Here is a 17,036-nt window from a genome sequence, read left to right as displayed (position 1 = left end):
CTCAGCCGTAGCTCGGGAAGACGAGCCACCTCGGGCCGTCCTGGGTTGGGGTGATGCCGAGCGCCCGGATGACGGTGTGGAGCTTGTCGTCCCAACTTCCTGCGAGAGGATCGTTGGCAAGGTCGGCAGGGTCGAGCACCATCGTTTCCGACCACTCCACCGACCGGTGCGAGCCGTCAGCGATCAGGATGTGGCCTGCGTAGTCGCCGTGCCCGGAGTACTTGATTCGGATGCCGTAATGCTTCTCGGCGATCGTCTGCCGCTCGAAGTCGTATTCGGCCGGCTCCGGGTTGTCGATCTGCGCGTACAGGTGGTTGAACAGCTGCTCGACGAAGCCCTTCTCACCTTCGTCGTCGTCTTCCGCTTCACTGTCGAACCAGGGCAGGTCGGGCTGGTCGTACTCGCCCTTCTCGGCGAAGCGCGGGTCCTCGTCGGTGCCCAGGTCGTAGCCGTAGGCCAGGTGCGCGTCGGGGCTCATGCCCATGGTGGATCTCCTAGCGGTCGGTGGTGCACATGAACAGGGCCGAAGAGTCGAGGATCGCCATTGGCCGGCCCCGCTTGAAGAACGCGACCAGTGTCCCGGTGGCGTCGGCGATCCGTTCCAGCTCGTACGCTTTCGGGGTGAGGACGCCGCCCTCGAACCAGGCGATCTGCTGCGGGGTGAGCCCGGTCGCCTCCGACAGGTCCCTCCGCGTCCAGCCGTTCATCTGGCGGGCCTGGATCAGCCGGTACGGCTCGAAGTCGGCGCACACCTCCACCGCTGTGGGCTGAGGCGGTGGCGGGGCGCTCAGGGCGCGTAGGCGGGCCATCAGAACGGCTCAGCGGCCGGGTCAACCTTGCCGGTCGCCACCGCGCGCTCGTACTCGGCTGTAGCCGCAGCAACCTGCTCGACGGTCGGGTCGCACTCAGGGCATTGCGCCGTCCCCGTCTCACCGGTCAAGTCCGGGACGAAGCGCTGGTCGTCGCAGGTGGTGCAGTCCGGCTCTTGCCTGCCCTCGTAGCCGGCGAAGGGGTCGTTGTGCACGTCGACGTCGGTCACAGTGGGCTCACCTCCTGGGCGGCAACGTGGCGTTCCCACATGTCTCGGATGACCGCCTCGGGCACAAGGTCTGTCGCGTCCGCACGCTGGGCGTTGCGCTCGAGAACCACCTCCAGCGGCACGTCTCGCATGTCCACGGTCTGAATTTCAGCGCCCACCCGCATGGCAAGGTGAAGCATCGGGGCAAGACGCCCCTCATCAAGGTTGATGTCGTCGCAGATCACGTCCCGGCCCGCGTTGAGCAGTGCCAGGATCTGAGCATGCTGCGCGGTGGTGATCGCGTCCTCAGTGACCGCGAACAGTGCCTCGTCACCGTAGAAGCGACGGCCGTGCAGGGACTGGCCGAGGTCGTCGCGGTTGGAGCGGGAGCGGGTGGCGGGGGACTCGGCGACCCAGGCGCGGGCGTAGGTGGTCTTGCCGCAGCCGGGCAGTCCGCGGGTGACGGTCAGGGTGCCGGGGTTGACGACCGGCGCGGCGGTGCCGGGAGCGACGAGCATTCCGGCTTCCCAGAGCGCACCCGCCCAGTGGTACGGGGCCGTGTACGGCTGGCTCTTGCTCTTCACGATGATCCCGGCCGCGTGCTCGATCAGGTCTACGGCGGGGGCGGGAGTGCTGGCGGTCATGTCTTGCTCCGTTCGTTGAAGGTCAGGCAGGCAAGAAGTAGTGATCGGCACGGTCTGCCCGCAGCGATGCCCCGTGCACTTCCGCCCAGCGATAGACCAGGCCGTTGTCAGCACGCCGTTCGAGTTCGGTCTTCACCGCACGCCGCACGGTGCGCTCATCGGCGCGGGTCTGCGCCGCCAAGTAGCCGACCAGGTCGTCGACCGACACGAACAGGTCCATAGGGTCGGCGCTGGTGGAGTGACGGGTGCGCTGCCAGTCGAAGTGCTTGTCCATCTTCTGCGCGAGCGTGCTCATGCCGTTTCCTTTCCGTCGAGTCGTTCCTTGTAGTTGCGTCCTGGTGCTCTGGTGTCGTGGAGCTGGTAGTAGCCGGTCAGGGCCTCAAGTTGGCCGGGTTGGACTCGAAGTCGTCCACCACGCGAGACAGTTCGGCGTCGGTGCAGTTGCCGTGCCGCCAAGCGCGGGTCGCTGCGGCAAGCACGTGGATCGGTTGCGCCTGCACGCCGGCCAGGTCCCAGCCGACCAGCTCACCAACGGTGCGCCAGTGGGTTGCGCCGACATGCGGACCGAGTACGTCCTTGACGTGGGCCATGTCGCCGGAGGTTTCGAGGACGTACAGCAGGACGGTTCCGGAGGGGCTGACCCAGAGCTGGCCGGGCTGGACGGTGGTGGTCATGTTGTGCTCCGTTCGTTGAAGGTCAAAGGGGCGGTGGCTTGTTGAAGCGCAACCAGGTTCGCCAACGTGACCACCTGTACGTTGCTGCGAAGGTCTGACCCGTCGCAGTCGAGACCAACCGCGGTGACCGGGCCGTAGCCGAGGTCCACCGTCTGCCCGTACTGCTGGTGGTAGTGGCCGTGCCAGATCCACTGCGGCCGAACTGCTTCCACGACCCGGCGCAGAACGCCGCGGTGCTCCTCGGCCCGCAGAATCTCCAGCGGAGGGAACGCGTCAGGCTGGAGACCGGGGATGTCGACGCCGATCGGGCAGTCGTGGGCGATCAGGACGTCGGTCGGCCCACCCGAGATGGCTTGCGCTGCCTGCTCCTCGGTGATGGCCTCGTCCTTCCACCACGACAGGCCGGGCTGCCGCCACGGCCGGTCCACGGAGTGCGCACCACCGAGGGCAAGGAATCGTATGCCGGACCATTCCCACCGGAAACCGCGCGGCAGGTGCCACACCCAGTCGGAGACCTCCCGCAGCCCGTCGGCTCCGATCGGGTAGCTGTGCAGCTTCGGGAAGTTCTCGTGGTTGCCGTCGATGAACAGGACCGGGAGTCGCTGGTACATGGCGGCGGCAGAGACCAAGGCGAGGAAGTGGCGGCCGTAGTTGTATCCAAAGTCGCCGAGCTGGATCAGCACGTCGGCGCCGGCATTCTTGGCGTGGCGGATGGCGCGGGCCGCGTACTCAGCGTTCTCGTGCCAGTCGCCGGCAAAGGCGATCCGCTCTGGCGTTGTCAGCGGGTCGGTCATGCCGCTTCCCTTCCGTCGAGTCGTTCCTTGTAGTTGCGTCCTGGGGCTCGGGAGTCGCGTAGCTGGTGGTCAGGGCGTGTCGGCCCTACTGGCGCACATCAGTTGGGGGCAAGGCGCAGCGAGGTCAGGCGGTCTGCTCACGCAGGTGGGCAAGGTGCCGTTCCCGCAGGTAGTTGGTGCTGTCCATTTGCCACGCCGGGCTGGGCGTCCATCCGCAAGCGCACGTCAGGAACCAGGTGGTTCGCTCGCTGCGTCCCCGGCCTCGGGTCTGGGTGGTGAGCTTCGCCGCGTGCGCAAGGATCGTGCCGCCATGCTCAGGGCAGCCGTGTGTGTAGATGGCGTCAATCCATCCGTTGTCTCGCCGCTGCTGGTACAGCTTGCCGTGCCGATCGTTCTCGACCTTGACGGCGCATTGGGCGTGGTCGCAGTGGAGGAACTCAATCGTGGAGGTGCTCACTGGGCCTCCTCTCGTACAGCGCGAATCGTCATGTCGTGCGCGTCGGTCGGGCAGCCGTGCTGGCACGCCCCGCACCCCGACTCGATGCAGTGCTCGCCCGTGTCGTCGCAGGCGCACAGGATCGGGTCGCAAATGCAGTCGGGGCAGCCGCCGGCCACCAGGTTGAGGCTCACGACGGGAGGCGAACGACGATGTCGACGGCCTGATCCCCGTACAGCCAGATCTCGGTGCCGTTGTCGTCGATCGACGTCCACTCGCCGGGCTGGACCGTCATGCTGTCGCCCAACTGGGCGGGGCTCGGGTTGCAGTCGATGCAGCCCGAGTCGCCACAGGTGTCCTTGTCGTTCATTCCGTCCCCCTTCACGCCGTCGTCAGGACGCCGGTGCCGTCGATCTCGGCCCACTCGGCGGAGGTCAGGACCGCGACGCGGGCGAACGGGACACCCTCGCAGTCGATGGTGGCGTCCGGCCCCCAGCAGCCCAGGTGCTCGCACGAGCCGCTCTGGTCGTGGTCGCAGCCCGCGATGCAGGTCGGGCAGTAGGTGATCCCGTCGGCGAGGGCAACGAACCGGCAGGTGCCGGCGTAGGTGGTCGGCTTGACGCTGACGACCTTCACCCAGCCCAGCTCGATCGCCTCGTCGAGGGCGTTGGTGATGCCGTGCTGCGCGTCGCCCATCCCGTCGCCAAGGACGGACGGGGCCTCGCAGGTCTGGCGGTAGAGGCTGCCGGTGAGGCGCCGGACGATGTCGACTGCGGTGGCGTTGCGCATGTTTTTGTCTCCGATTCCCTGCGTGTTCTGACCTCTTCAACGCTGCCAAGCGACGCGTAGAATGTCAAGTCACTTGGCATAGCAGCTTTGCGCATATGGGTGACGTTGGCGACGGCCGAGGCGAGGTGGAGCCGGAAGGTCAAAGGTGCACCGAGGGAAGGGGGTTGGAACATCGACGTCCATGTGTGCGGCAGGGTGTGCGGGGAGGTCAGGTGCGGGAGAGTGTGCGGGCGTGCGGCTTTCTTAGGGCGCCGCACACACGCCCTATGGCGCTGACCTGCGGAAACGTCGTGGTCAAGGGCTATTTGATCTCCGCACACTCCCGCACACTGGGTTGAGCTGGTAAAACGCAAGATCGGGAAAGGTGGAAAGAGTGTGCGGGTTGATCAGCCGCACACTCCCGCACACTCCGCACACTCTCCGGTTTTCAGTCACGAAGACGCGGCCTTCAAACACTCGATGCAAGCCCTCGCGCCCGCCGCAAAAGCCTCCGCGGTGATGTAGTAGCCGCAGATGCACGGCTCCCGCTCACCGGGTGCAGGAGGAACGGCGCCACCCTCCGGAACGTTTACCGACAGCGCCCAGATCTGCGCCTTGCCTGACGTGGTGACGAAGTGCTCGAGAGCGTTGCCGCCAACCCGATTCGCCGTCACGTACCCCTTCTCGACAGCGGTCTTCAGCGTCGTACGGACCGTGTCCCGACCGCCCAGCTTGTCGGTGAGTCCGTCCTGAAGCTTGCGCACGCCCAGCAGCGGGTTGTCGCGGACGTACACCAGCAGCCGGCCAAGGTTCTTCGTCGCCTGGTCGTCCTTGCGCCCGCCCTCCATGAAGTTCAGATGCCGGGTACTGGACTCGTAGACCAGCCGCCCCTCGCGCACGTCCACGTCCCGGCCGTAGGCGGCGAAGAAGCGCGGGCCGTTCGGGTCCGGCTCTGCGTTCGGGTTGCGGTCGTCCTTCGGCCACATCAGGCGCCAGTTCACATCCGGCCAGCCCACCAGCCGTGACGCGCCACGGGAACGCTCGGCCCCGTGACCCATGTGGTGAATAAGCAGCGTCTCCGACACCTCGGCGGCGGCAGCGATCGTGTTGATGCCGTCCAGGACCGCACCGACCTCGGTGTTGTTGTTCTCGTCGATCCCCAGCGCCGACAGGATCGGCGACAGGCAGTCGATGATCCAAACCTTCACCGACGACGCGGCCAGCGCGTTGACCCACTTCGCGCGGGACGCCTCGTTGCGTGGGTCGAACTGCCCGGCCCGCCCCCGCTCGGTCCAGACCACCACCGCCTTGCGGTTCTTGATGCCCTGGTCCCGCAGCCACTGCTTGACCTTGCCGCGCGGCATCTCGTAGTCAAGCACGGCGACCGTGTCGCCCTCGGGCAGCGCCTCGGTGGCGTGCACCCCGAACAGGCGGTCCCCATCAGCGAGGCAGCGGACGACGTTGCCGGTCGTGGTGGTCTTGCCGGACTTCGCGCCGGCCGAGAGCAGTACCGTCCCGCCTTTCGGCCAGAGTCCCACCATGCGCCACGACTCCTGCTCGTCCTCCTCGTCGAGCAGGTCGTCCAGCGAGGTTGGGGCAGGGATGGGTTCGTCGGTGACGTTCTCGGCGTCGACCAGGCGCTGCGCCTCCCGGCGGGCGCGCAGCCGCACTGTCTCCTCGGCGACGCGCAGGATGTAGTCCCGCTTGTGCCGCTGCTCGGTGACAAGTTTCCGCTGCTCGGCCATGGACTCGGGGGTCTCGTCCCAGCCGGGCTTCCACAGGTCTTCGTCGAGGTCGTCGCTCACGCGGCCACCTGCATGTCGCCGGGCTCGTCGCCCCACATGTCGGCAGCGCCACCTCGGCGGTCCGTGATCCGGGGGAGCCGTGCTGCGAGGTCGGCCTGCTCGACGAGCCAGTCCCGAGCGTCACCGTCGCGGGCGTCCCGCGCGGTGAAGGCATTCAGCCGTCCGGCCGCTTCGGCGTTCCACTCGTCCTCGCACAGCTGGTAGCCCGCGACGAAGCCGTCGAGCTGGCCTTCTTCCCAGCCGACGTCGTAGCCCCAGCGCTGGGCTTGGGCCATGAGCCAGGCAACCTGGGCGCGGTTGAACGTCTCGTGCTCTCGGAGCGCGGACACGACCCGGTCAAGATCGTCGGTCGCACCGTTGTTCGAGCATGGCAAAGCCTTAGAGTCGTGCATGGGCGGATGTGTCCTATCCGTCAAGGGCGAGGATCAACGGAGCGCCAACTCCGCCTCGCCCGCCTAAAGCTTCAGGGTTCCCGGCTACCTTCGGGCACCGACTTCTTACTGGTCAGCGCGCCGTTTCTCTTCGGCGTCGATGATTTGCCGGATGCGCTCGCGGGTCAGCCCGGTCGCGTTCACGAGCTCTGTCTGCCAACCTCGCCGGCTCCCGTGCGCCTGCTTGTAGGCGTAGATCCCGGCGTACAGCTGCGGGCGGAGTCGGATGAGTTTCGCTTCGGTCCGCACGTAGTCGCGGGCGAGCTTCTCGAGGTCGGCGTCTTCCATGGGCGGACTTTCCCACGGCGCGGGGTGGATCTCCAAGGATGTTGGCCAAGTCATGTCGTGATCGTATCCGACGCCAAGCCCATATGCCAAGCCACTTGACATGGCCAAGCCAATTTGCCAAAGTGGTTGCAGCAAGGAAAGCCCCGGCTCCGAGGTGTTGGCGCACCGGAGGGCCGCCGATCGGGAGGACACCCCGAACCATGAACGCGCAGCTCAGCACCACCTACGTCGACTTCACCAGCCCGACCGGGAGCCGTCTCATCCACGCCCGCATCGACCGCCACCACGACGGCGTAGCCATCACCGTCGCCCACGTCGAAGAGCTCGACCGGACCTTCGCCACCCCGGCCGCCGCCGACGCCTACCTCAACTTCCTCCAAGCCGAGGTCGAGCAGGGCACCACGCTTTACGACATCGTGCAGGCCGCAGGTGTCCTCACCAGTGCCGCCGCCGTGTTCGACGAGCTCGCCGCCGAGGTCCTCGACAACGCGCAGCCGGCCACCCTCGACACGTTCCGCCAGGCCAGCACCCGCCGGGCCGCGATCACCACGGAGCCGCAGGACCGGGTCCTCGCCCAAGCCGACGACAACGGCTACATCCGCCGGGGCAAGACAGCCACGATCGTCCAGCTCAACGCGCTCGAACGCTGCGGCCTGGTCAAGCTGGACCGCCGTAAGCGGGGCCGCCACTGGGTGACGTTCGGCGCGACCCTGACCGCGAAGGCCGAGCGGCGGGTGGCGGCATGAGCACCACCGAGGATGACTGGTCGTTCTGGATGCCCGAACCCGAAGAGGTCATCGAAGTCCCCAAGCCCGCGCCGGCACTCGCCCGGCCCGCCGCTCGGTTGACCGCCGGCTCCAGGCGCGTCTCGAGCTCCAGCGGCGACCGCGACTACCGCTACATCGGCGTTGTCCGGCTCGACGGCAAGACGCTCGTCGAATGCGGACACGAACACCGCAACCGTGACTGGTCCGGAGCCGTCGCATGCGCTCGCAGCATCATCGACGGCGCCAGGCGGCCCGCGACCGCGACGCACGTGGCCGGCACCTTCCGTACCAGCTGGGAGGGCTTGACTCGGGGGTTCTTCACCGTGCCGCAATCCACCATCGACCAGGCGAAGGCCGAAGCCAGCGCTTCCGCCGATGCCTACCTGGCGGCAGTGGAAATCGTGAAGGAGGCGTTGTGATGGGGGCGCCCGGGGAGCCGAAGCCGCCGTTCGTTGCGGCGACGAGCGTGACCAGCGGAGCCGTGTTCGACCTTTACAACCAGTTCCTCGAAGCCGACACCGACGGGTCCAGCAGCAACGACATCGTCCAGATCCTCGACGACTGGTTCGTAGCGCAGGGCTTCCCGACCGTCATCTACCGCGAGAGGAACGGGCGATGACCTGGATTCCGACCGACTGGGCCGCCCAGGACCGGCGCAACATCGTCTCCCTGCTCAAGGTTGCCGCCGCCGGGCGTTCGATCTACCTGGTCCGCGAGAACGGCGACAGCTTCTACCGCTACGACGAGCTTCCGTCCGACTGGGACGACAGCATCCCCGACGGCTCCATGGTGGTCGACGAGGTGGTGTGGCTGCTCCGTGACGGGCTGCTCGAGTCCAAGGGCGACGAGGCGGTCATCACCGGCGCCGGCCGCCGCTACCTGAGCGAGGCGACCGCATGACCCGGGGAGCGATCAACGTCCGCAGCCGGTGGGACATCCCGCCCCAGTACGCGGAGCTGCATCTCGCCGTCCTCGACATCGACGACCTCGGCGACTGGCCGTGCCCGGTCTGCGACAAGCCGAAGAAGACCCACCGCTGGTTCATGACGGTGGACGACATCGAGCAGGACTGTTCGGAGGCGACGGCATGAGCCACCTCGACTTCCTGGCCCGGATCGAGGCCCGCAGGCAGGCGGCCGACCTGGACCTTCCGTGGCCGGACAGCTTCAGTGGCCCTCGCGCACTGCTGGAGGACGCACTGTTCACCGAAGGGCTTGTGCGTTTCGACCCACCGCTGTCCGAGGTCACCCACGCCTGGCGCGTTACCTCTGTTCTGGACTGCGGCACCGAAGGGCACTGCATCGCCGTCGTTGACGTGGAGAGCGGCGACTGGGTCAGCGGTCACAGCATCTCCGGTCGGCACCTTCCGACCTCTACCCGAGTGAGGGTGGCATGACTCCCTACTGCCAGATCCGCCGCCACTTGGACTCCGCCTACCGCCTGATCTCCTGGGCGCAAGCCGACGTCAGCTTCGGCGGGGAAGACGACTTGGACGCCGCCGACCACACCAAGCAGGCCAACGAGCACCTCGATGCGGCCCGTGAGCTGATCGCCGAGCACCAGCCGAAGGTTTGCTACCACCGGGCTCACTACGGCCTGCTGGTCGGCTTGGACAAGGACTCGCCCACCGAATGGGTGCGCGTCTGGGCCGAGACCGCGGGCAGGCATGTGACGGTCCGCTGGGCTGAGGTCGCGGAGGTGCCGGCGTGATCCTGTTCGTCGACCCCAGCCACGGCCCGGCCCCGTTCGCGCTGAGCCTGGCGTTCGCCACCCGCACCCAGAACATGCCGTTCCACCTGCTGCCCGCTGACACGCACCGCTGCGGGCGCTGCAACCGGGACCTGCGCCAGCACTGGTGGCAGGTCGTGGACGAAGCCACCGACGAGCAGGGCGGCGTTATCGACTGCGCCCTGGTTCCCGCCAACTTGAATGGAGCAAGTTCATGACCTCGCGAGTCTTGTACGTCATCGACCATCAGAGGCCCGGCCGCGACCGCTGGCTCAAAACCACTTCGGTCCTGACCACCGCCGTGGATGCCACCGGCAATAGTGCAGCAGAGGAACTGGCCGAACGACTGGGTCTCGCCGTCTGCCCTGTGGCCCGTGACGGCTGCCGTGTTCGGCTGCGGACATGGCCTGAGCCGGACGGCATCAGCGCGATCTTGGCTCACGACCCGGACATCGAACCCGCCGACGGCATCTGGGTCCACGAGCCCGGCTGACCCCACTGACCGGGCCGCCGCGCATCGTCCGCTCGATGTTGCCGGCGCGGCGGCCCACCCCCTAAGGCGTAATCAACTCCCGATCAACACCTGACGACTTCCACACTGACCGGCGACGACAAGGAGCAGCCGAGTGACCACCATGACCGAGACCAACGCCTACTGGGACGCTGTGCGCGAGCACGTCGAGCACGACGACTTCGGTGGCGGGCCCACCGTCGACGAGTACGGCAGCCTGGCCCGGCGGCGAACGGGTCGCCCATTCGACCTTGATCACCGCGTCGAACGCCGGGAGCTGACCTCCGCCTACTCGTGGACGGTCACCGACCCGGCCACTGTGACGTTCGTCCTCGAAGACTGCGGCCCGCAGGTCATCGACCCGCTGGCGGGCTCCGGCTGGTGGGCGCACCTGCTCGGCCAGGCCGGCGTGGACGTGGTCGCCTCGGACCTGAACCCGCCGAATGGCACCGAGGCCAACAACTGGCACCGCGGCGCCGCTCACCTCGACGTGATGCGCATGGACGCCGTGGATGCGGTGCGCCTGTCCGACCCGGCACGGACACTGCTGTTGTCGTGGCCGCCATACGACTCGAGCATCGGCCGCGACGTGATCGCCGCCTACGAAGGCAACCTGATCGCCTACATCGGCGAGGGCCCGTACGGCTGCTGCGGTGACGAGGACATGTGGCGGCTGATCGAAGTTGAGTGGGTCGAAATTGCCGATCACTGGCCCGTGCAGTTCTACGGCCTGCACGACTGGGTGACCATCTACGAGCGGAAGCGGGCGGCATGAGTGAGCAGACCGAAACGATCGGCACTGAACCGTCAGAGCTGCTCGAGGCGATGCTGGCGATGATCCGGCGCAAGGGCTGCAATGCTGAGCGGGTCACGGGCTACCGGGAGCGGTCCTACAACATCGGCTACTGCGAGACCTGTTCCGACCTGGTGGCCGATGTGCGGATTTACTACGTCCAGCCCGACGGCACCGATAGCCACTACCAGGTGCAATACACCAGCCTGGGGGAGCTGATCCGAGAACTCACCGACGACCGGGGTGAGCAGCTGTCGTGGGATGACGCAGCCGTTCACGAGCACCCGGACGAGCGCGACGACCGCTGGAGTGTGCACGACTTCGACGAGGAGGCGAGATGATGAGGGACCTGGCCGTTGACGAGTACGGCTCACTGACCGGCGACGCCTACGGCTACGACAACCTGCTCGCCTCATTCGACGTGCCCGTGGTGCTGAAAGTCGACGACAACGACTACCAGGGCGACAGCCGCCTGCTGCTGAAGGACGGCGAGCGCTGGGGCATCCTCACGTTCGGCTGGGGCTCCTGCTCGGGCTGCGACGCGTACGAGGCGTGCAGTGGCCTGGCTGACTACGTCGAGCTGCGCGACCAGCTGTGGAACGACATCCACTGGGAGGCCAACGCGGCGGCCCTGCTGGCCTACATCGACGGCAAGGACTGGTCGCTGGAGTACGGCTGGTACCGCGACGATGCCATGCGCGCGTTCCTTGAGAAGGCCCGCGAGTGGCTCGCCTTCTACATCGCCACCGGCCAGCTGCCCGTCGAAGAGCTCGGCGGTACCCGACCTGCGATTGGACGTTGAGATGGACGAGCCTGCCGACAACTCCCACGTCGCGGTTGCCCCGTTCGGTGAGCCGGACTTGGTGCGCGTGTACCGCCGCCGCGACGAGTGGGCCGACCACAACTACCTGGGCGGCGAGCACTGGTTTTCCCGCACCGACCACATGGAACGCGCCAAGTCGTGGAACGAGCTGACCACGATGGGTGCGGTCGCTGTGGTGGGCGAATTCGTTGGGGGTGCCTGATGCCGAACAACCTACCGACCCGTACGGAGCCCTTTCTGGCCCTGACTGATGAGGGCGACCGGCTCCGCGACGCCGTGATCGAGGAGACGATGCGGCTACAACGCGAAGCGTTCGGCGGCTCACGCCCGGACTGGGCAGCGCTGGCCCGCTTCCAGAACCCCAAGGTGGGGGAACTTGTGCTCGAGCTGACCCGCTCGGCCTATTCGAAAGACGCGCGGGTACGCCGCATCGGATTCGGCTATCTCGTGTACGCCGACGGCGAGAACTATCAGGTGCAGTACGGCGCCGACCCTGAGGACGTGTGCGACTGGGCAAACTGCCGGTTCACCCGCGTCCCAGCCGAGGCGCTGGCGGTGCTGGCATGAACGACATCAAGGCCGCCGACCTCCCCGAGGGCAGCGTGGTCGCTGGGCGTGACATCGCCTACGTGAGCCGCTGGGTTGGGATCAGCGCGATCTGGTGCGGCACGGACGGGTCGCGGGTGTACGACGCCTGGATCGACGGCGTGCTGGCCGCTGACGGTGTGGTGCTGCGGCACGGCCATGGCGACGAGGGGGAGGTCTAATGGGCACGTTGCAGCGCGCTCCCGGCCGGAAGGTGACGCGCCGGCTGGAAGACCCAAAGTCGTTCGTGATGGGTGGGGTTCGCGCCGAGCGCCCCAGCAACGTGGCCTACCTGCTCGCCGACCGGCACAACGATGCAGTTCGCGCTTATGGCTCCAACTCCGGCGGTTACCACTGCTTCGACCCCGCCTCGGGCGACACGGCGGCTGTGGTTGACGGTGGGCCGTTCCCGGATGGATCAGTGGTGTCACGGCTGTCGTGGGGTGTCATTGACGGGCAGACTGCTCAGCGGCTGCTGGAGATAGACGGGGTGGTGTCGTGAGGTCCCACCCCTGCCCTGACGCCAAGCCCCACGGCCGGCACGAGTGGTACTGGAAGAACATCCTTCGCCGCGACTGCGCAGGAGTGATCGGCCTGGTCCTGCCGTGCGGTCGCGATGAGACGCACAGCCAGCACTGGCACGGCGAGTACTTCGACGAGTGGTGCTGGGGCTCCGGCTTGGCCGGCAGATGCGAGCACGGGGAACAGATGCTCAACGAGTGCGAGCAGTGCGAGGCGGCCCGGCCGGACCTTGCCGCCCCTCGTGACGCGATCGACGACGACGAGTTCGCGGCGTTCAACGCGGTGCTGCGGACAGCGAGAGAAGGAGCATGACCATGGCCGAGCCACTGACCAGCGAGCAGGCCAACGCCGTCTACGACATCCTCGTGGAGCACTGCGGCGCCGACGACAGCGATGGCCCGCACCTGCTGATGACATCGCGCGGCGAGTTCATCTTCCACCAGACCGATCGGGTCGAGCGCGAGTACCGCTTCCAGGGCGCGCTCGGTTTTGGCGGGAAGTTCCGGCGAGGCGGATGGAGTGATCGCTGGTCGGTGGACTGCTACTCGGAAGACCTCACGGCCGAACGCGGGCAGATGATCGGCGTGACGAACGCAGCGCTGAGGCAGCTTCAGCAACGCGTACGCTCCTGATCATGACCACCGTCGTCCTGGACATCATCGAGCGCCTGCTGCTCGCCGCGAGCCACCCCGACATTGTCAAGGTCGAGCGGTACGGGCCGAACGCAGGCCCGTGGGGTCCGTCGGCCAAGTCACCCGGCATGGACAAGTTGCGGGTCAGCGGCGTGAAGGTCACCCACCAGTCGTTGGCCACCGCCAGTCTGTGGGATGCGATTTGGCCGGGCGAGCAGCCGGTTGACCCGCCCGCCGTGCTGCCCGCACCGAAGGGCAACCGGGCGCCGAGGCTGGCCATTCTCGCCTTCCACCTGCTCGAGGTCGCCCAGCCGGCGCAGTTCAAGGCCTGGCGTCTGGTGACCCTGCCGAACGTGGGCAACCCGGAGACACAGGAAGGCATGCCGTTCGGGCTGTCGATCCTGACCGTCGACGGTGGGCGGACGCTGCTGCGGGCCTCCGCGACGGGTGCGCCGCAGACGGAACCCGAGGAGGACCCGTTCCCGGGATGGACACCTGACCATTCGGCGTTGCTCGCCGCGTTGGCCTGACCAAAAGGACTACCCGCAACGTGTCAGCCGCTCAGATGCCGTCTGAGCGGCTGATCCTTGTGCACCACAAGCCACCTAGCGTCGAATGCATCGATCTAGGGGAGGCGCGCATGGACCGGCTCAGCACCTTGCAACAGGTCATCGACCGAACCACCCAAGCCGCCGACCGGTTCGGCGCCAACCGCACCTTCCTGGAAATCACCGGCCCGGACATCCTGACCAGCCGAGGTAAGGGCTATGCGGGGGCGGCATTGCGCCGGCTACTGCTGGACATCGCCGCCGACCACGACAGATGCCAGGTCGAGGACTGCGGCACGTGTACTGCTGTGCGCAAGGCCCTGGCGGTCGCGCTGGCCGAGCTCGAGACGATGCAGCGGGGCGAGCTGGAGAAGCGGGTAGCTGAGGACCGGCCGCGGTGGTGGGATCGCCGGGACCGTACCCGCCGCAAATACCAGTACCCCTGACGGCGGCCGGGAGCCTCGAGGAACCGACCGCCGCCACCGCCCTCACGGTTTCGGCATCTGGCGCTTCACCCATGGGTATAGCCGTTGGCGCAGAGCATGGGCTGCTACCAGACCGTCCCGAGGGCAGGGGTCGAACCTGCGCGTGAAGACTGCATGCGGTCCCTGGTCGACCCGTGCACAGGTCGCCGTTTCTCGCATCGCCCGCGTGCTCTACCACTGAGCTACCCCGGTGGACTGATTGTAGGCCTGCAATTCTGATCTCTGATTGGGGCCGGATATGGTGGCCGAAACCTAGGGGGCATTTACTGATGGCAGTGCGAATCATTCACCTCGTCACCGACGACCTGGACGGCAGCGAAGGCGCTGAGACGGTCATGTTCGGGTTGGATGGGGCGGCGTACAGCATTGACCTTTCCGACGTGCATGCGAGGGAACTGCGGTTGCTGCTGGAGCCGTATGTGGCGGCGGGGACGCGGGTTCGCGGGGAGGGGTTGTCGGTGACGGCGCGGCAGGCCACGGACCGCGTGGAGAGCTACAAGATCCGGGCGTGGGCGCAGCGGAACGGCAAGCCGATCGCTGCCCGTGGGCGCATCCCGGCGAGCATCGTGGAGGCGTATCGGGCCGCTGCCTGATCATTCTGCTCAGCAACCGGGTTTACTCTTGGGCATTCAGCGGCGACTATGGGTGCATGAGTGCAGAGCTCAGTGAGATCGTCGCGGCGCTGATCCTCGAGCGGAAGAAGGCTCGGGAAGCCGACCACGCGAGGCGGCAGAAGTCTGTTGCCGAGTTCCGGGCCGACCATGCCGAGCGGCGCAGGCACGGGCTGGTGGCGCGGCATCGGGCGAAGCTCAAGGGCATTCAAGAACGGCTCGTGTAGAGCGGTGTCGCGGCACATGTTGATCTATTTGCGATGAGATAATCAAGGGGCTCAAAGAGAGCGACCCTGGCCAGCGCCGGAAACGCTGAATGCCAGGGTCTTGATCGCCGCTAGGAGGCGACCTTCATGCTCCCCATCATTGTGCCATGCCCTGCCCAGATCATGCTGCGGTCAGGAGACGTGGCGTGACCAAATTCGAGAAGTACACGATCACTCGCTTCGACTGGGAACGCCTCGTGCGACGCATCGTGATGCCGAGCAACCTGCGGTCCACCAAGCTGGTCGCGCTCATGCTCGCCACGTATGCCGACGCCGACGGGTCCAGCATCTACCCTGGTGCCGATCGCCTCTCCGATGTCTGCCAGCTCGGCCGCAGCACCGTGCAAGCCAGCCTCAAGTGGCTGCGCGAGGACGCCTACCTGATCCACCGCCACCAGCACGGTGTGAATAAGGGTGGGCGGAAGCTGGCCGACGTGTACCAACTGTGCAAGCCGTCCGATTGGGAGGACCGGTTCACGCTCCTCGCGGAGAACGGCAAAGATATCGACCTGGCGATCCCGCGACCGCGCCGGGCGAACCCGAATCCGCTCGGCACCCGCAGGTTCGACGTGGACTCCGACCGCCAAGCGATACGCCAACGGCTGGACAGTCGATAGACCGAGCCGCCAACGGTTGGACATGCGACCCGCCAAGGGTTGGATGTGGGAGTGTCCAACCGTTGGCCACCACCAAAGCAGTTAACCAATCATTGAAACCACACAACTCCCGCGCTCACTTCGTTCGCTTGGGACGCCGCTTCGCGTCGTCGCGCATTTGAAGATCGGAAGGAACCTGCATGGCAACCGATGAGGACTACGACAGTGACGCCATGGATCTCGACATCGGTGGTCACGTAGTTGCGTACCGGCGCAAGGGCAACACCATCGACTTCGGCATCACGCCTGGCGGGGTGGTGACGCTGACCGCCGATGACGCCGAGTTCATCGCCCGCAGCCTGCTCGCTGCTTCGGTGAAGGCTCGTAGTTGAAGTTCAAAGACGCACCGAGGAGAACCGTGGACGACCTGATCGAATTCCTGAACGCTCGGTACGCCGACGAGGAGCGCATCGCCAACGCAGCTGCGGCATTTCCGTACGACTTCCCAGGCGACTCGCCGTGGGAACGCGCCCGAGCCACGGCGAACATCATCAACGGGAAGCTCCGGGCGATGGCTCCGCACGAGATGGTGGCGGTCTTCGCTGACCCGGCCCGCGTGCTGGCCGACATCGCCGCCAAGCGAGCCATCCTCGCCCGCCACGACGCCGTCGACGACTCGCTGCACTACGTCTACTGCGCATGGTGCTCCACGCCTTCCGCTGGCGCTTACCAGCCGTGGCCATGCCCGGACCTGCGCGATCTTGCTCAGCCGTACGCCAGCCACCCCGATTTCCTGGAGCAGTGGCGCGTAGCCGTCTCGTAGACTGCTGGTGCTGGATGGGGAAGCGCCGGGGTCGCGTATCCCCGCCCCGTCCGGCTCTATGGCCCGTCAGCTCGTTGGCCGAGCACGCCGGCTCCGAAGGCAGGCGATGGGGGTCGGTTCGATGCCGACACGGGCCCCGTAGGTGAGCCTGTGGTGCCCAGACCTTGGTCGGGGGCGCGCCGCCACAGGCTCCCAGGGCGGGCGCTCACCGTGAGGTCTGGCGCCCGCCCTGTTTCCGTCTCAGCCGTTGAAGCAGTCGCAGCTGTACTGAGGCCGACCGATCCGGAAGTGGCGGTCACCAACGGTTGCTTGCGAGCGCGCGTCCACCGCCCCGAAGCTCACCGACGTGCCGCAGCGAGGGCACGGCTGCCGCATGGCGGCAATCTTGGAGCGGGTGTAGTTGCTGGTGTCCTCATTGAGGAAGGTGCCGGTTTCCGGGCTCAAGCTGGATGTCATGGCCGGGGACCGTAGCCACCTGTCGGCGATCA

Annotated in this window: 40 protein-coding genes and 1 tRNA gene; 26 read left to right on the top strand and 15 right to left on the bottom strand. The window is 66.9% G+C overall.

Features of this window, described 5'->3' with window-relative positions:
* Position 1 precedes the first annotated feature (1 nt).
* The 14 genes from KXC43_RS04235 to KXC43_RS04170 form a co-directional block, all read right to left on the bottom strand.
* The gene (locus KXC43_RS04235) at positions 2-484 is read right to left on the bottom strand and encodes a hypothetical protein (protein WP_221374528.1); all 483 of its coding nucleotides are present in this window, start codon (positions 482-484) and stop codon (positions 2-4) included.
* A 10-nt stretch (positions 485-494) separates the two neighbouring features.
* Positions 495-809 carry a helix-turn-helix domain-containing protein gene (locus KXC43_RS04230; RefSeq protein WP_221374527.1) on the bottom strand — a complete coding sequence of 105 codons (315 nt, stop codon included), beginning with the start codon at positions 807-809 and terminating at the stop codon, positions 495-497.
* Entirely contained in the window at positions 809-1,039 is a 231-nt protein-coding gene (locus tag KXC43_RS04225) for a hypothetical protein (protein WP_221374526.1), read from the bottom strand. Before KXC43_RS04225 ends, KXC43_RS04230 begins: the two co-directional genes overlap by 1 nt.
* Positions 1,036-1,662 carry an AAA family ATPase gene (locus KXC43_RS04220; RefSeq protein WP_221374525.1) on the bottom strand — a complete coding sequence of 209 codons (627 nt, stop codon included), beginning with the start codon at positions 1,660-1,662 and terminating at the stop codon, positions 1,036-1,038. Before KXC43_RS04220 ends, KXC43_RS04225 begins: the two co-directional genes overlap by 4 nt.
* A 22-nt stretch (positions 1,663-1,684) precedes the next feature.
* Positions 1,685-1,957, bottom strand: coding sequence for a hypothetical protein (locus tag KXC43_RS04215; protein WP_221374524.1), 273 nt, complete (start codon positions 1,955-1,957; stop codon positions 1,685-1,687).
* Between the two features lie 76 nt (positions 1,958-2,033).
* Positions 2,034-2,336 carry a hypothetical protein gene (locus KXC43_RS04210; protein WP_221374523.1) on the bottom strand — a complete coding sequence of 101 codons (303 nt, stop codon included), beginning with the start codon at positions 2,334-2,336 and terminating at the stop codon, positions 2,034-2,036.
* A complete protein-coding gene (locus KXC43_RS04205; protein ID WP_221374522.1) occupies positions 2,333-3,130 on the bottom strand; it encodes a metallophosphoesterase family protein in 798 nt (265 codons plus the stop codon). The genes KXC43_RS04210 and KXC43_RS04205 overlap by 4 nt, the downstream gene beginning before the upstream one ends.
* 124 nt (positions 3,131-3,254) lie before the next feature.
* Positions 3,255-3,587, bottom strand: a complete 333-nt coding sequence (locus KXC43_RS04200) for a hypothetical protein (protein WP_221374521.1) — start codon at positions 3,585-3,587, stop codon at positions 3,255-3,257.
* On the bottom strand, positions 3,584-3,760 hold the full coding sequence (locus tag KXC43_RS04195) for a hypothetical protein (protein ID WP_221374520.1): 177 nt from the start codon (positions 3,758-3,760) through the stop codon (positions 3,584-3,586). The genes KXC43_RS04200 and KXC43_RS04195 overlap by 4 nt, the downstream gene beginning before the upstream one ends.
* A complete protein-coding gene (locus tag KXC43_RS04190) occupies positions 3,757-3,936 on the bottom strand; it encodes a hypothetical protein (protein WP_221374519.1) in 180 nt (59 codons plus the stop codon). Before KXC43_RS04190 ends, KXC43_RS04195 begins: the two co-directional genes overlap by 4 nt.
* An 11-nt stretch (positions 3,937-3,947) precedes the next feature.
* Positions 3,948-4,355 carry a hypothetical protein gene (locus KXC43_RS04185; protein ID WP_221374518.1) on the bottom strand — a complete coding sequence of 136 codons (408 nt, stop codon included), beginning with the start codon at positions 4,353-4,355 and terminating at the stop codon, positions 3,948-3,950.
* A 431-nt stretch (positions 4,356-4,786) separates the two neighbouring features.
* On the bottom strand, positions 4,787-6,139 hold the full coding sequence (locus KXC43_RS04180) for an AAA family ATPase (protein ID WP_221374517.1): 1,353 nt from the start codon (positions 6,137-6,139) through the stop codon (positions 4,787-4,789).
* A complete protein-coding gene (locus KXC43_RS04175; protein WP_221374516.1) occupies positions 6,136-6,468 on the bottom strand; it encodes a hypothetical protein in 333 nt (110 codons plus the stop codon). The genes KXC43_RS04180 and KXC43_RS04175 overlap by 4 nt, the downstream gene beginning before the upstream one ends.
* Before the next feature lie 168 nt (positions 6,469-6,636).
* Positions 6,637-6,858 carry a hypothetical protein gene (locus KXC43_RS04170; protein WP_221374515.1) on the bottom strand — a complete coding sequence of 74 codons (222 nt, stop codon included), beginning with the start codon at positions 6,856-6,858 and terminating at the stop codon, positions 6,637-6,639.
* Positions 6,859-7,058: 200 nt separating this feature from the next.
* On the opposite strand from KXC43_RS04170, the gene KXC43_RS04165 reads away from it, so the two are divergent.
* The 26 genes from KXC43_RS04165 to KXC43_RS04040 all read left to right on the top strand — a co-directional run bounded on the left by KXC43_RS04165 (position 7,059) and on the right by KXC43_RS04040 (position 16,685).
* Positions 7,059-7,604, top strand: a complete 546-nt coding sequence (locus tag KXC43_RS04165) for a hypothetical protein (protein ID WP_221374514.1) — start codon at positions 7,059-7,061, stop codon at positions 7,602-7,604.
* Positions 7,601-8,044, top strand: a complete 444-nt coding sequence (locus KXC43_RS04160; protein WP_221374513.1) for a hypothetical protein — start codon at positions 7,601-7,603, stop codon at positions 8,042-8,044. The genes KXC43_RS04165 and KXC43_RS04160 overlap by 4 nt, the downstream gene beginning before the upstream one ends.
* Positions 8,044-8,244 carry a hypothetical protein gene (locus tag KXC43_RS04155; protein ID WP_221374512.1) on the top strand — a complete coding sequence of 67 codons (201 nt, stop codon included), beginning with the start codon at positions 8,044-8,046 and terminating at the stop codon, positions 8,242-8,244. The genes KXC43_RS04160 and KXC43_RS04155 overlap by 1 nt, the downstream gene beginning before the upstream one ends.
* A complete protein-coding gene (locus tag KXC43_RS04150) occupies positions 8,241-8,525 on the top strand; it encodes a hypothetical protein (protein WP_221374511.1) in 285 nt (94 codons plus the stop codon). Before KXC43_RS04155 ends, KXC43_RS04150 begins: the two co-directional genes overlap by 4 nt.
* Positions 8,522-8,716: a hypothetical protein gene (locus KXC43_RS04145; RefSeq protein ID WP_221374510.1), complete on the top strand. Its 195-nt coding sequence runs from the start codon at positions 8,522-8,524 to the stop codon at positions 8,714-8,716. The genes KXC43_RS04150 and KXC43_RS04145 overlap by 4 nt, the downstream gene beginning before the upstream one ends.
* The gene (locus KXC43_RS04140) at positions 8,713-9,021 is read left to right on the top strand and encodes a hypothetical protein (RefSeq protein WP_221374509.1); all 309 of its coding nucleotides are present in this window, start codon (positions 8,713-8,715) and stop codon (positions 9,019-9,021) included. The genes KXC43_RS04145 and KXC43_RS04140 overlap by 4 nt, the downstream gene beginning before the upstream one ends.
* Entirely contained in the window at positions 9,018-9,335 is a 318-nt protein-coding gene (locus KXC43_RS04135) for a hypothetical protein (RefSeq protein WP_221374508.1), read from the top strand. The genes KXC43_RS04140 and KXC43_RS04135 overlap by 4 nt, the downstream gene beginning before the upstream one ends.
* Positions 9,332-9,571: a hypothetical protein gene (locus KXC43_RS04130; protein ID WP_221374507.1), complete on the top strand. Its 240-nt coding sequence runs from the start codon at positions 9,332-9,334 to the stop codon at positions 9,569-9,571. Before KXC43_RS04135 ends, KXC43_RS04130 begins: the two co-directional genes overlap by 4 nt.
* Entirely contained in the window at positions 9,568-9,846 is a 279-nt protein-coding gene (locus KXC43_RS04125; protein WP_221374506.1) for a hypothetical protein, read from the top strand. The genes KXC43_RS04130 and KXC43_RS04125 overlap by 4 nt, the downstream gene beginning before the upstream one ends.
* Positions 9,847-9,979: 133 nt before the next feature.
* On the top strand, positions 9,980-10,639 hold the full coding sequence (locus KXC43_RS04120; RefSeq protein ID WP_221374505.1) for a class I SAM-dependent methyltransferase: 660 nt from the start codon (positions 9,980-9,982) through the stop codon (positions 10,637-10,639).
* Complete coding sequence (locus KXC43_RS04115; protein ID WP_221374504.1) at positions 10,636-10,998, top strand: hypothetical protein; 363 nt, start codon at positions 10,636-10,638, stop codon at positions 10,996-10,998. Before KXC43_RS04120 ends, KXC43_RS04115 begins: the two co-directional genes overlap by 4 nt.
* Positions 10,995-11,459 (top strand): hypothetical protein, encoded by a 465-nt coding sequence (locus KXC43_RS04110; protein WP_221374503.1) that lies wholly within the window; start codon positions 10,995-10,997, stop codon positions 11,457-11,459. The genes KXC43_RS04115 and KXC43_RS04110 overlap by 4 nt, the downstream gene beginning before the upstream one ends.
* Position 11,460: 1 nt before the next feature.
* Positions 11,461-11,682 (top strand): hypothetical protein, encoded by a 222-nt coding sequence (locus tag KXC43_RS04105; protein WP_221374502.1) that lies wholly within the window; start codon positions 11,461-11,463, stop codon positions 11,680-11,682.
* Positions 11,682-12,047, top strand: coding sequence for a hypothetical protein (locus tag KXC43_RS04100; RefSeq protein ID WP_221374501.1), 366 nt, complete (start codon positions 11,682-11,684; stop codon positions 12,045-12,047). Before KXC43_RS04105 ends, KXC43_RS04100 begins: the two co-directional genes overlap by 1 nt.
* Complete coding sequence (locus tag KXC43_RS04095; RefSeq protein ID WP_221374500.1) at positions 12,044-12,247, top strand: hypothetical protein; 204 nt, start codon at positions 12,044-12,046, stop codon at positions 12,245-12,247. The genes KXC43_RS04100 and KXC43_RS04095 overlap by 4 nt, the downstream gene beginning before the upstream one ends.
* Complete coding sequence (locus KXC43_RS04090) at positions 12,247-12,567, top strand: hypothetical protein (protein WP_221374499.1); 321 nt, start codon at positions 12,247-12,249, stop codon at positions 12,565-12,567. The genes KXC43_RS04095 and KXC43_RS04090 overlap by 1 nt, the downstream gene beginning before the upstream one ends.
* Complete coding sequence (locus KXC43_RS04085) at positions 12,564-12,899, top strand: hypothetical protein (protein ID WP_221374498.1); 336 nt, start codon at positions 12,564-12,566, stop codon at positions 12,897-12,899. Before KXC43_RS04090 ends, KXC43_RS04085 begins: the two co-directional genes overlap by 4 nt.
* Positions 12,900-12,901: 2 nt before the next feature.
* A complete protein-coding gene (locus tag KXC43_RS04080; RefSeq protein WP_221374497.1) occupies positions 12,902-13,219 on the top strand; it encodes a hypothetical protein in 318 nt (105 codons plus the stop codon).
* 2 nt (positions 13,220-13,221) lie between these two features.
* Positions 13,222-13,749 (top strand): hypothetical protein, encoded by a 528-nt coding sequence (locus KXC43_RS04075; RefSeq protein WP_221374496.1) that lies wholly within the window; start codon positions 13,222-13,224, stop codon positions 13,747-13,749.
* Between the two features lie 110 nt (positions 13,750-13,859).
* Complete coding sequence (locus KXC43_RS04070) at positions 13,860-14,213, top strand: hypothetical protein (RefSeq protein ID WP_221374495.1); 354 nt, start codon at positions 13,860-13,862, stop codon at positions 14,211-14,213.
* Positions 14,214-14,521: 308 nt separating this feature from the next.
* On the top strand, positions 14,522-14,845 hold the full coding sequence (locus tag KXC43_RS04065; protein ID WP_221374494.1) for a histone-like nucleoid-structuring protein Lsr2: 324 nt from the start codon (positions 14,522-14,524) through the stop codon (positions 14,843-14,845).
* Between the two features lie 56 nt (positions 14,846-14,901).
* Complete coding sequence (locus tag KXC43_RS04060; protein ID WP_221374493.1) at positions 14,902-15,090, top strand: hypothetical protein; 189 nt, start codon at positions 14,902-14,904, stop codon at positions 15,088-15,090.
* Positions 15,091-15,275: 185 nt separating this feature from the next.
* The gene (locus tag KXC43_RS04055; protein WP_221374492.1) at positions 15,276-15,746 is read left to right on the top strand and encodes a helix-turn-helix domain-containing protein; all 471 of its coding nucleotides are present in this window, start codon (positions 15,276-15,278) and stop codon (positions 15,744-15,746) included.
* A 179-nt stretch (positions 15,747-15,925) separates the two neighbouring features.
* Entirely contained in the window at positions 15,926-16,117 is a 192-nt protein-coding gene (locus KXC43_RS04050; RefSeq protein ID WP_221374491.1) for a hypothetical protein, read from the top strand.
* Positions 16,118-16,143: 26 nt separating this feature from the next.
* Positions 16,144-16,548, top strand: coding sequence for a DUF6221 family protein (locus KXC43_RS04045; RefSeq protein ID WP_221374490.1), 405 nt, complete (start codon positions 16,144-16,146; stop codon positions 16,546-16,548).
* 60 nt (positions 16,549-16,608) lie between these two features.
* A tRNA-OTHER gene (locus KXC43_RS04040) sits at positions 16,609-16,685 on the top strand.
* A gap of 103 nt (positions 16,686-16,788) precedes the next feature.
* Here the strand turns inward: KXC43_RS04040 and KXC43_RS04035 are convergent.
* The gene (locus KXC43_RS04035) at positions 16,789-17,004 is read right to left on the bottom strand and encodes a hypothetical protein (RefSeq protein ID WP_221374489.1); all 216 of its coding nucleotides are present in this window, start codon (positions 17,002-17,004) and stop codon (positions 16,789-16,791) included.
* Positions 17,005-17,036 lie beyond the last annotated feature (32 nt).

Source organism: Paractinoplanes polyasparticus, from assembly GCF_019710575.1.
Taxonomy (GTDB): domain Bacteria; phylum Actinomycetota; class Actinomycetes; order Mycobacteriales; family Micromonosporaceae; genus Actinoplanes; species Actinoplanes polyasparticus.
Note: the sequence above shows the minus strand (reverse complement) of the source record. Positions and strands in the feature narration are given on the sequence as shown.

Coding starts and splice junctions, on each gene's coding strand:
- KXC43_RS04165 (WP_221374514.1), top strand. CDS start 7,059: ATGAACGCGCAGCTCAGCACCACCTACGTCGACTTCACCAGCCCGACC.
- KXC43_RS04190 (WP_221374519.1), bottom strand. CDS start 3,936: ATGAACGACAAGGACACCTGTGGCGACTCGGGCTGCATCGACTGCAAC.
- KXC43_RS04160 (WP_221374513.1), top strand. CDS start 7,601: ATGAGCACCACCGAGGATGACTGGTCGTTCTGGATGCCCGAACCCGAA.
- KXC43_RS04100 (WP_221374501.1), top strand. CDS start 11,682: ATGCCGAACAACCTACCGACCCGTACGGAGCCCTTTCTGGCCCTGACT.
- KXC43_RS04075 (WP_221374496.1), top strand. CDS start 13,222: ATGACCACCGTCGTCCTGGACATCATCGAGCGCCTGCTGCTCGCCGCG.
- KXC43_RS04095 (WP_221374500.1), top strand. CDS start 12,044: ATGAACGACATCAAGGCCGCCGACCTCCCCGAGGGCAGCGTGGTCGCT.
- KXC43_RS04065 (WP_221374494.1), top strand. CDS start 14,522: ATGGCAGTGCGAATCATTCACCTCGTCACCGACGACCTGGACGGCAGC.
- KXC43_RS04135 (WP_221374508.1), top strand. CDS start 9,018: ATGACTCCCTACTGCCAGATCCGCCGCCACTTGGACTCCGCCTACCGC.
- KXC43_RS04080 (WP_221374497.1), top strand. CDS start 12,902: ATGGCCGAGCCACTGACCAGCGAGCAGGCCAACGCCGTCTACGACATC.
- KXC43_RS04220 (WP_221374525.1), bottom strand. CDS start 1,662: ATGACCGCCAGCACTCCCGCCCCCGCCGTAGACCTGATCGAGCACGCG.
- KXC43_RS04035 (WP_221374489.1), bottom strand. CDS start 17,004: ATGACATCCAGCTTGAGCCCGGAAACCGGCACCTTCCTCAATGAGGAC.
- KXC43_RS04205 (WP_221374522.1), bottom strand. CDS start 3,130: ATGACCGACCCGCTGACAACGCCAGAGCGGATCGCCTTTGCCGGCGAC.
- KXC43_RS04150 (WP_221374511.1), top strand. CDS start 8,241: ATGACCTGGATTCCGACCGACTGGGCCGCCCAGGACCGGCGCAACATC.
- KXC43_RS04235 (WP_221374528.1), bottom strand. CDS start 484: ATGGGCATGAGCCCCGACGCGCACCTGGCCTACGGCTACGACCTGGGC.
- KXC43_RS04060 (WP_221374493.1), top strand. CDS start 14,902: ATGAGTGCAGAGCTCAGTGAGATCGTCGCGGCGCTGATCCTCGAGCGG.
- KXC43_RS04215 (WP_221374524.1), bottom strand. CDS start 1,957: ATGAGCACGCTCGCGCAGAAGATGGACAAGCACTTCGACTGGCAGCGC.
- KXC43_RS04115 (WP_221374504.1), top strand. CDS start 10,636: ATGAGTGAGCAGACCGAAACGATCGGCACTGAACCGTCAGAGCTGCTC.
- KXC43_RS04125 (WP_221374506.1), top strand. CDS start 9,568: ATGACCTCGCGAGTCTTGTACGTCATCGACCATCAGAGGCCCGGCCGC.
- KXC43_RS04145 (WP_221374510.1), top strand. CDS start 8,522: ATGACCCGGGGAGCGATCAACGTCCGCAGCCGGTGGGACATCCCGCCC.
- KXC43_RS04230 (WP_221374527.1), bottom strand. CDS start 809: ATGGCCCGCCTACGCGCCCTGAGCGCCCCGCCACCGCCTCAGCCCACA.
- KXC43_RS04070 (WP_221374495.1), top strand. CDS start 13,860: ATGGACCGGCTCAGCACCTTGCAACAGGTCATCGACCGAACCACCCAA.
- KXC43_RS04105 (WP_221374502.1), top strand. CDS start 11,461: ATGGACGAGCCTGCCGACAACTCCCACGTCGCGGTTGCCCCGTTCGGT.
- KXC43_RS04185 (WP_221374518.1), bottom strand. CDS start 4,355: ATGCGCAACGCCACCGCAGTCGACATCGTCCGGCGCCTCACCGGCAGC.
- KXC43_RS04090 (WP_221374499.1), top strand. CDS start 12,247: ATGGGCACGTTGCAGCGCGCTCCCGGCCGGAAGGTGACGCGCCGGCTG.
- KXC43_RS04210 (WP_221374523.1), bottom strand. CDS start 2,336: ATGACCACCACCGTCCAGCCCGGCCAGCTCTGGGTCAGCCCCTCCGGA.
- KXC43_RS04050 (WP_221374491.1), top strand. CDS start 15,926: ATGGCAACCGATGAGGACTACGACAGTGACGCCATGGATCTCGACATC.
- KXC43_RS04155 (WP_221374512.1), top strand. CDS start 8,044: ATGGGGGCGCCCGGGGAGCCGAAGCCGCCGTTCGTTGCGGCGACGAGC.
- KXC43_RS04170 (WP_221374515.1), bottom strand. CDS start 6,858: ATGGAAGACGCCGACCTCGAGAAGCTCGCCCGCGACTACGTGCGGACC.
- KXC43_RS04110 (WP_221374503.1), top strand. CDS start 10,995: ATGATGAGGGACCTGGCCGTTGACGAGTACGGCTCACTGACCGGCGAC.
- KXC43_RS04140 (WP_221374509.1), top strand. CDS start 8,713: ATGAGCCACCTCGACTTCCTGGCCCGGATCGAGGCCCGCAGGCAGGCG.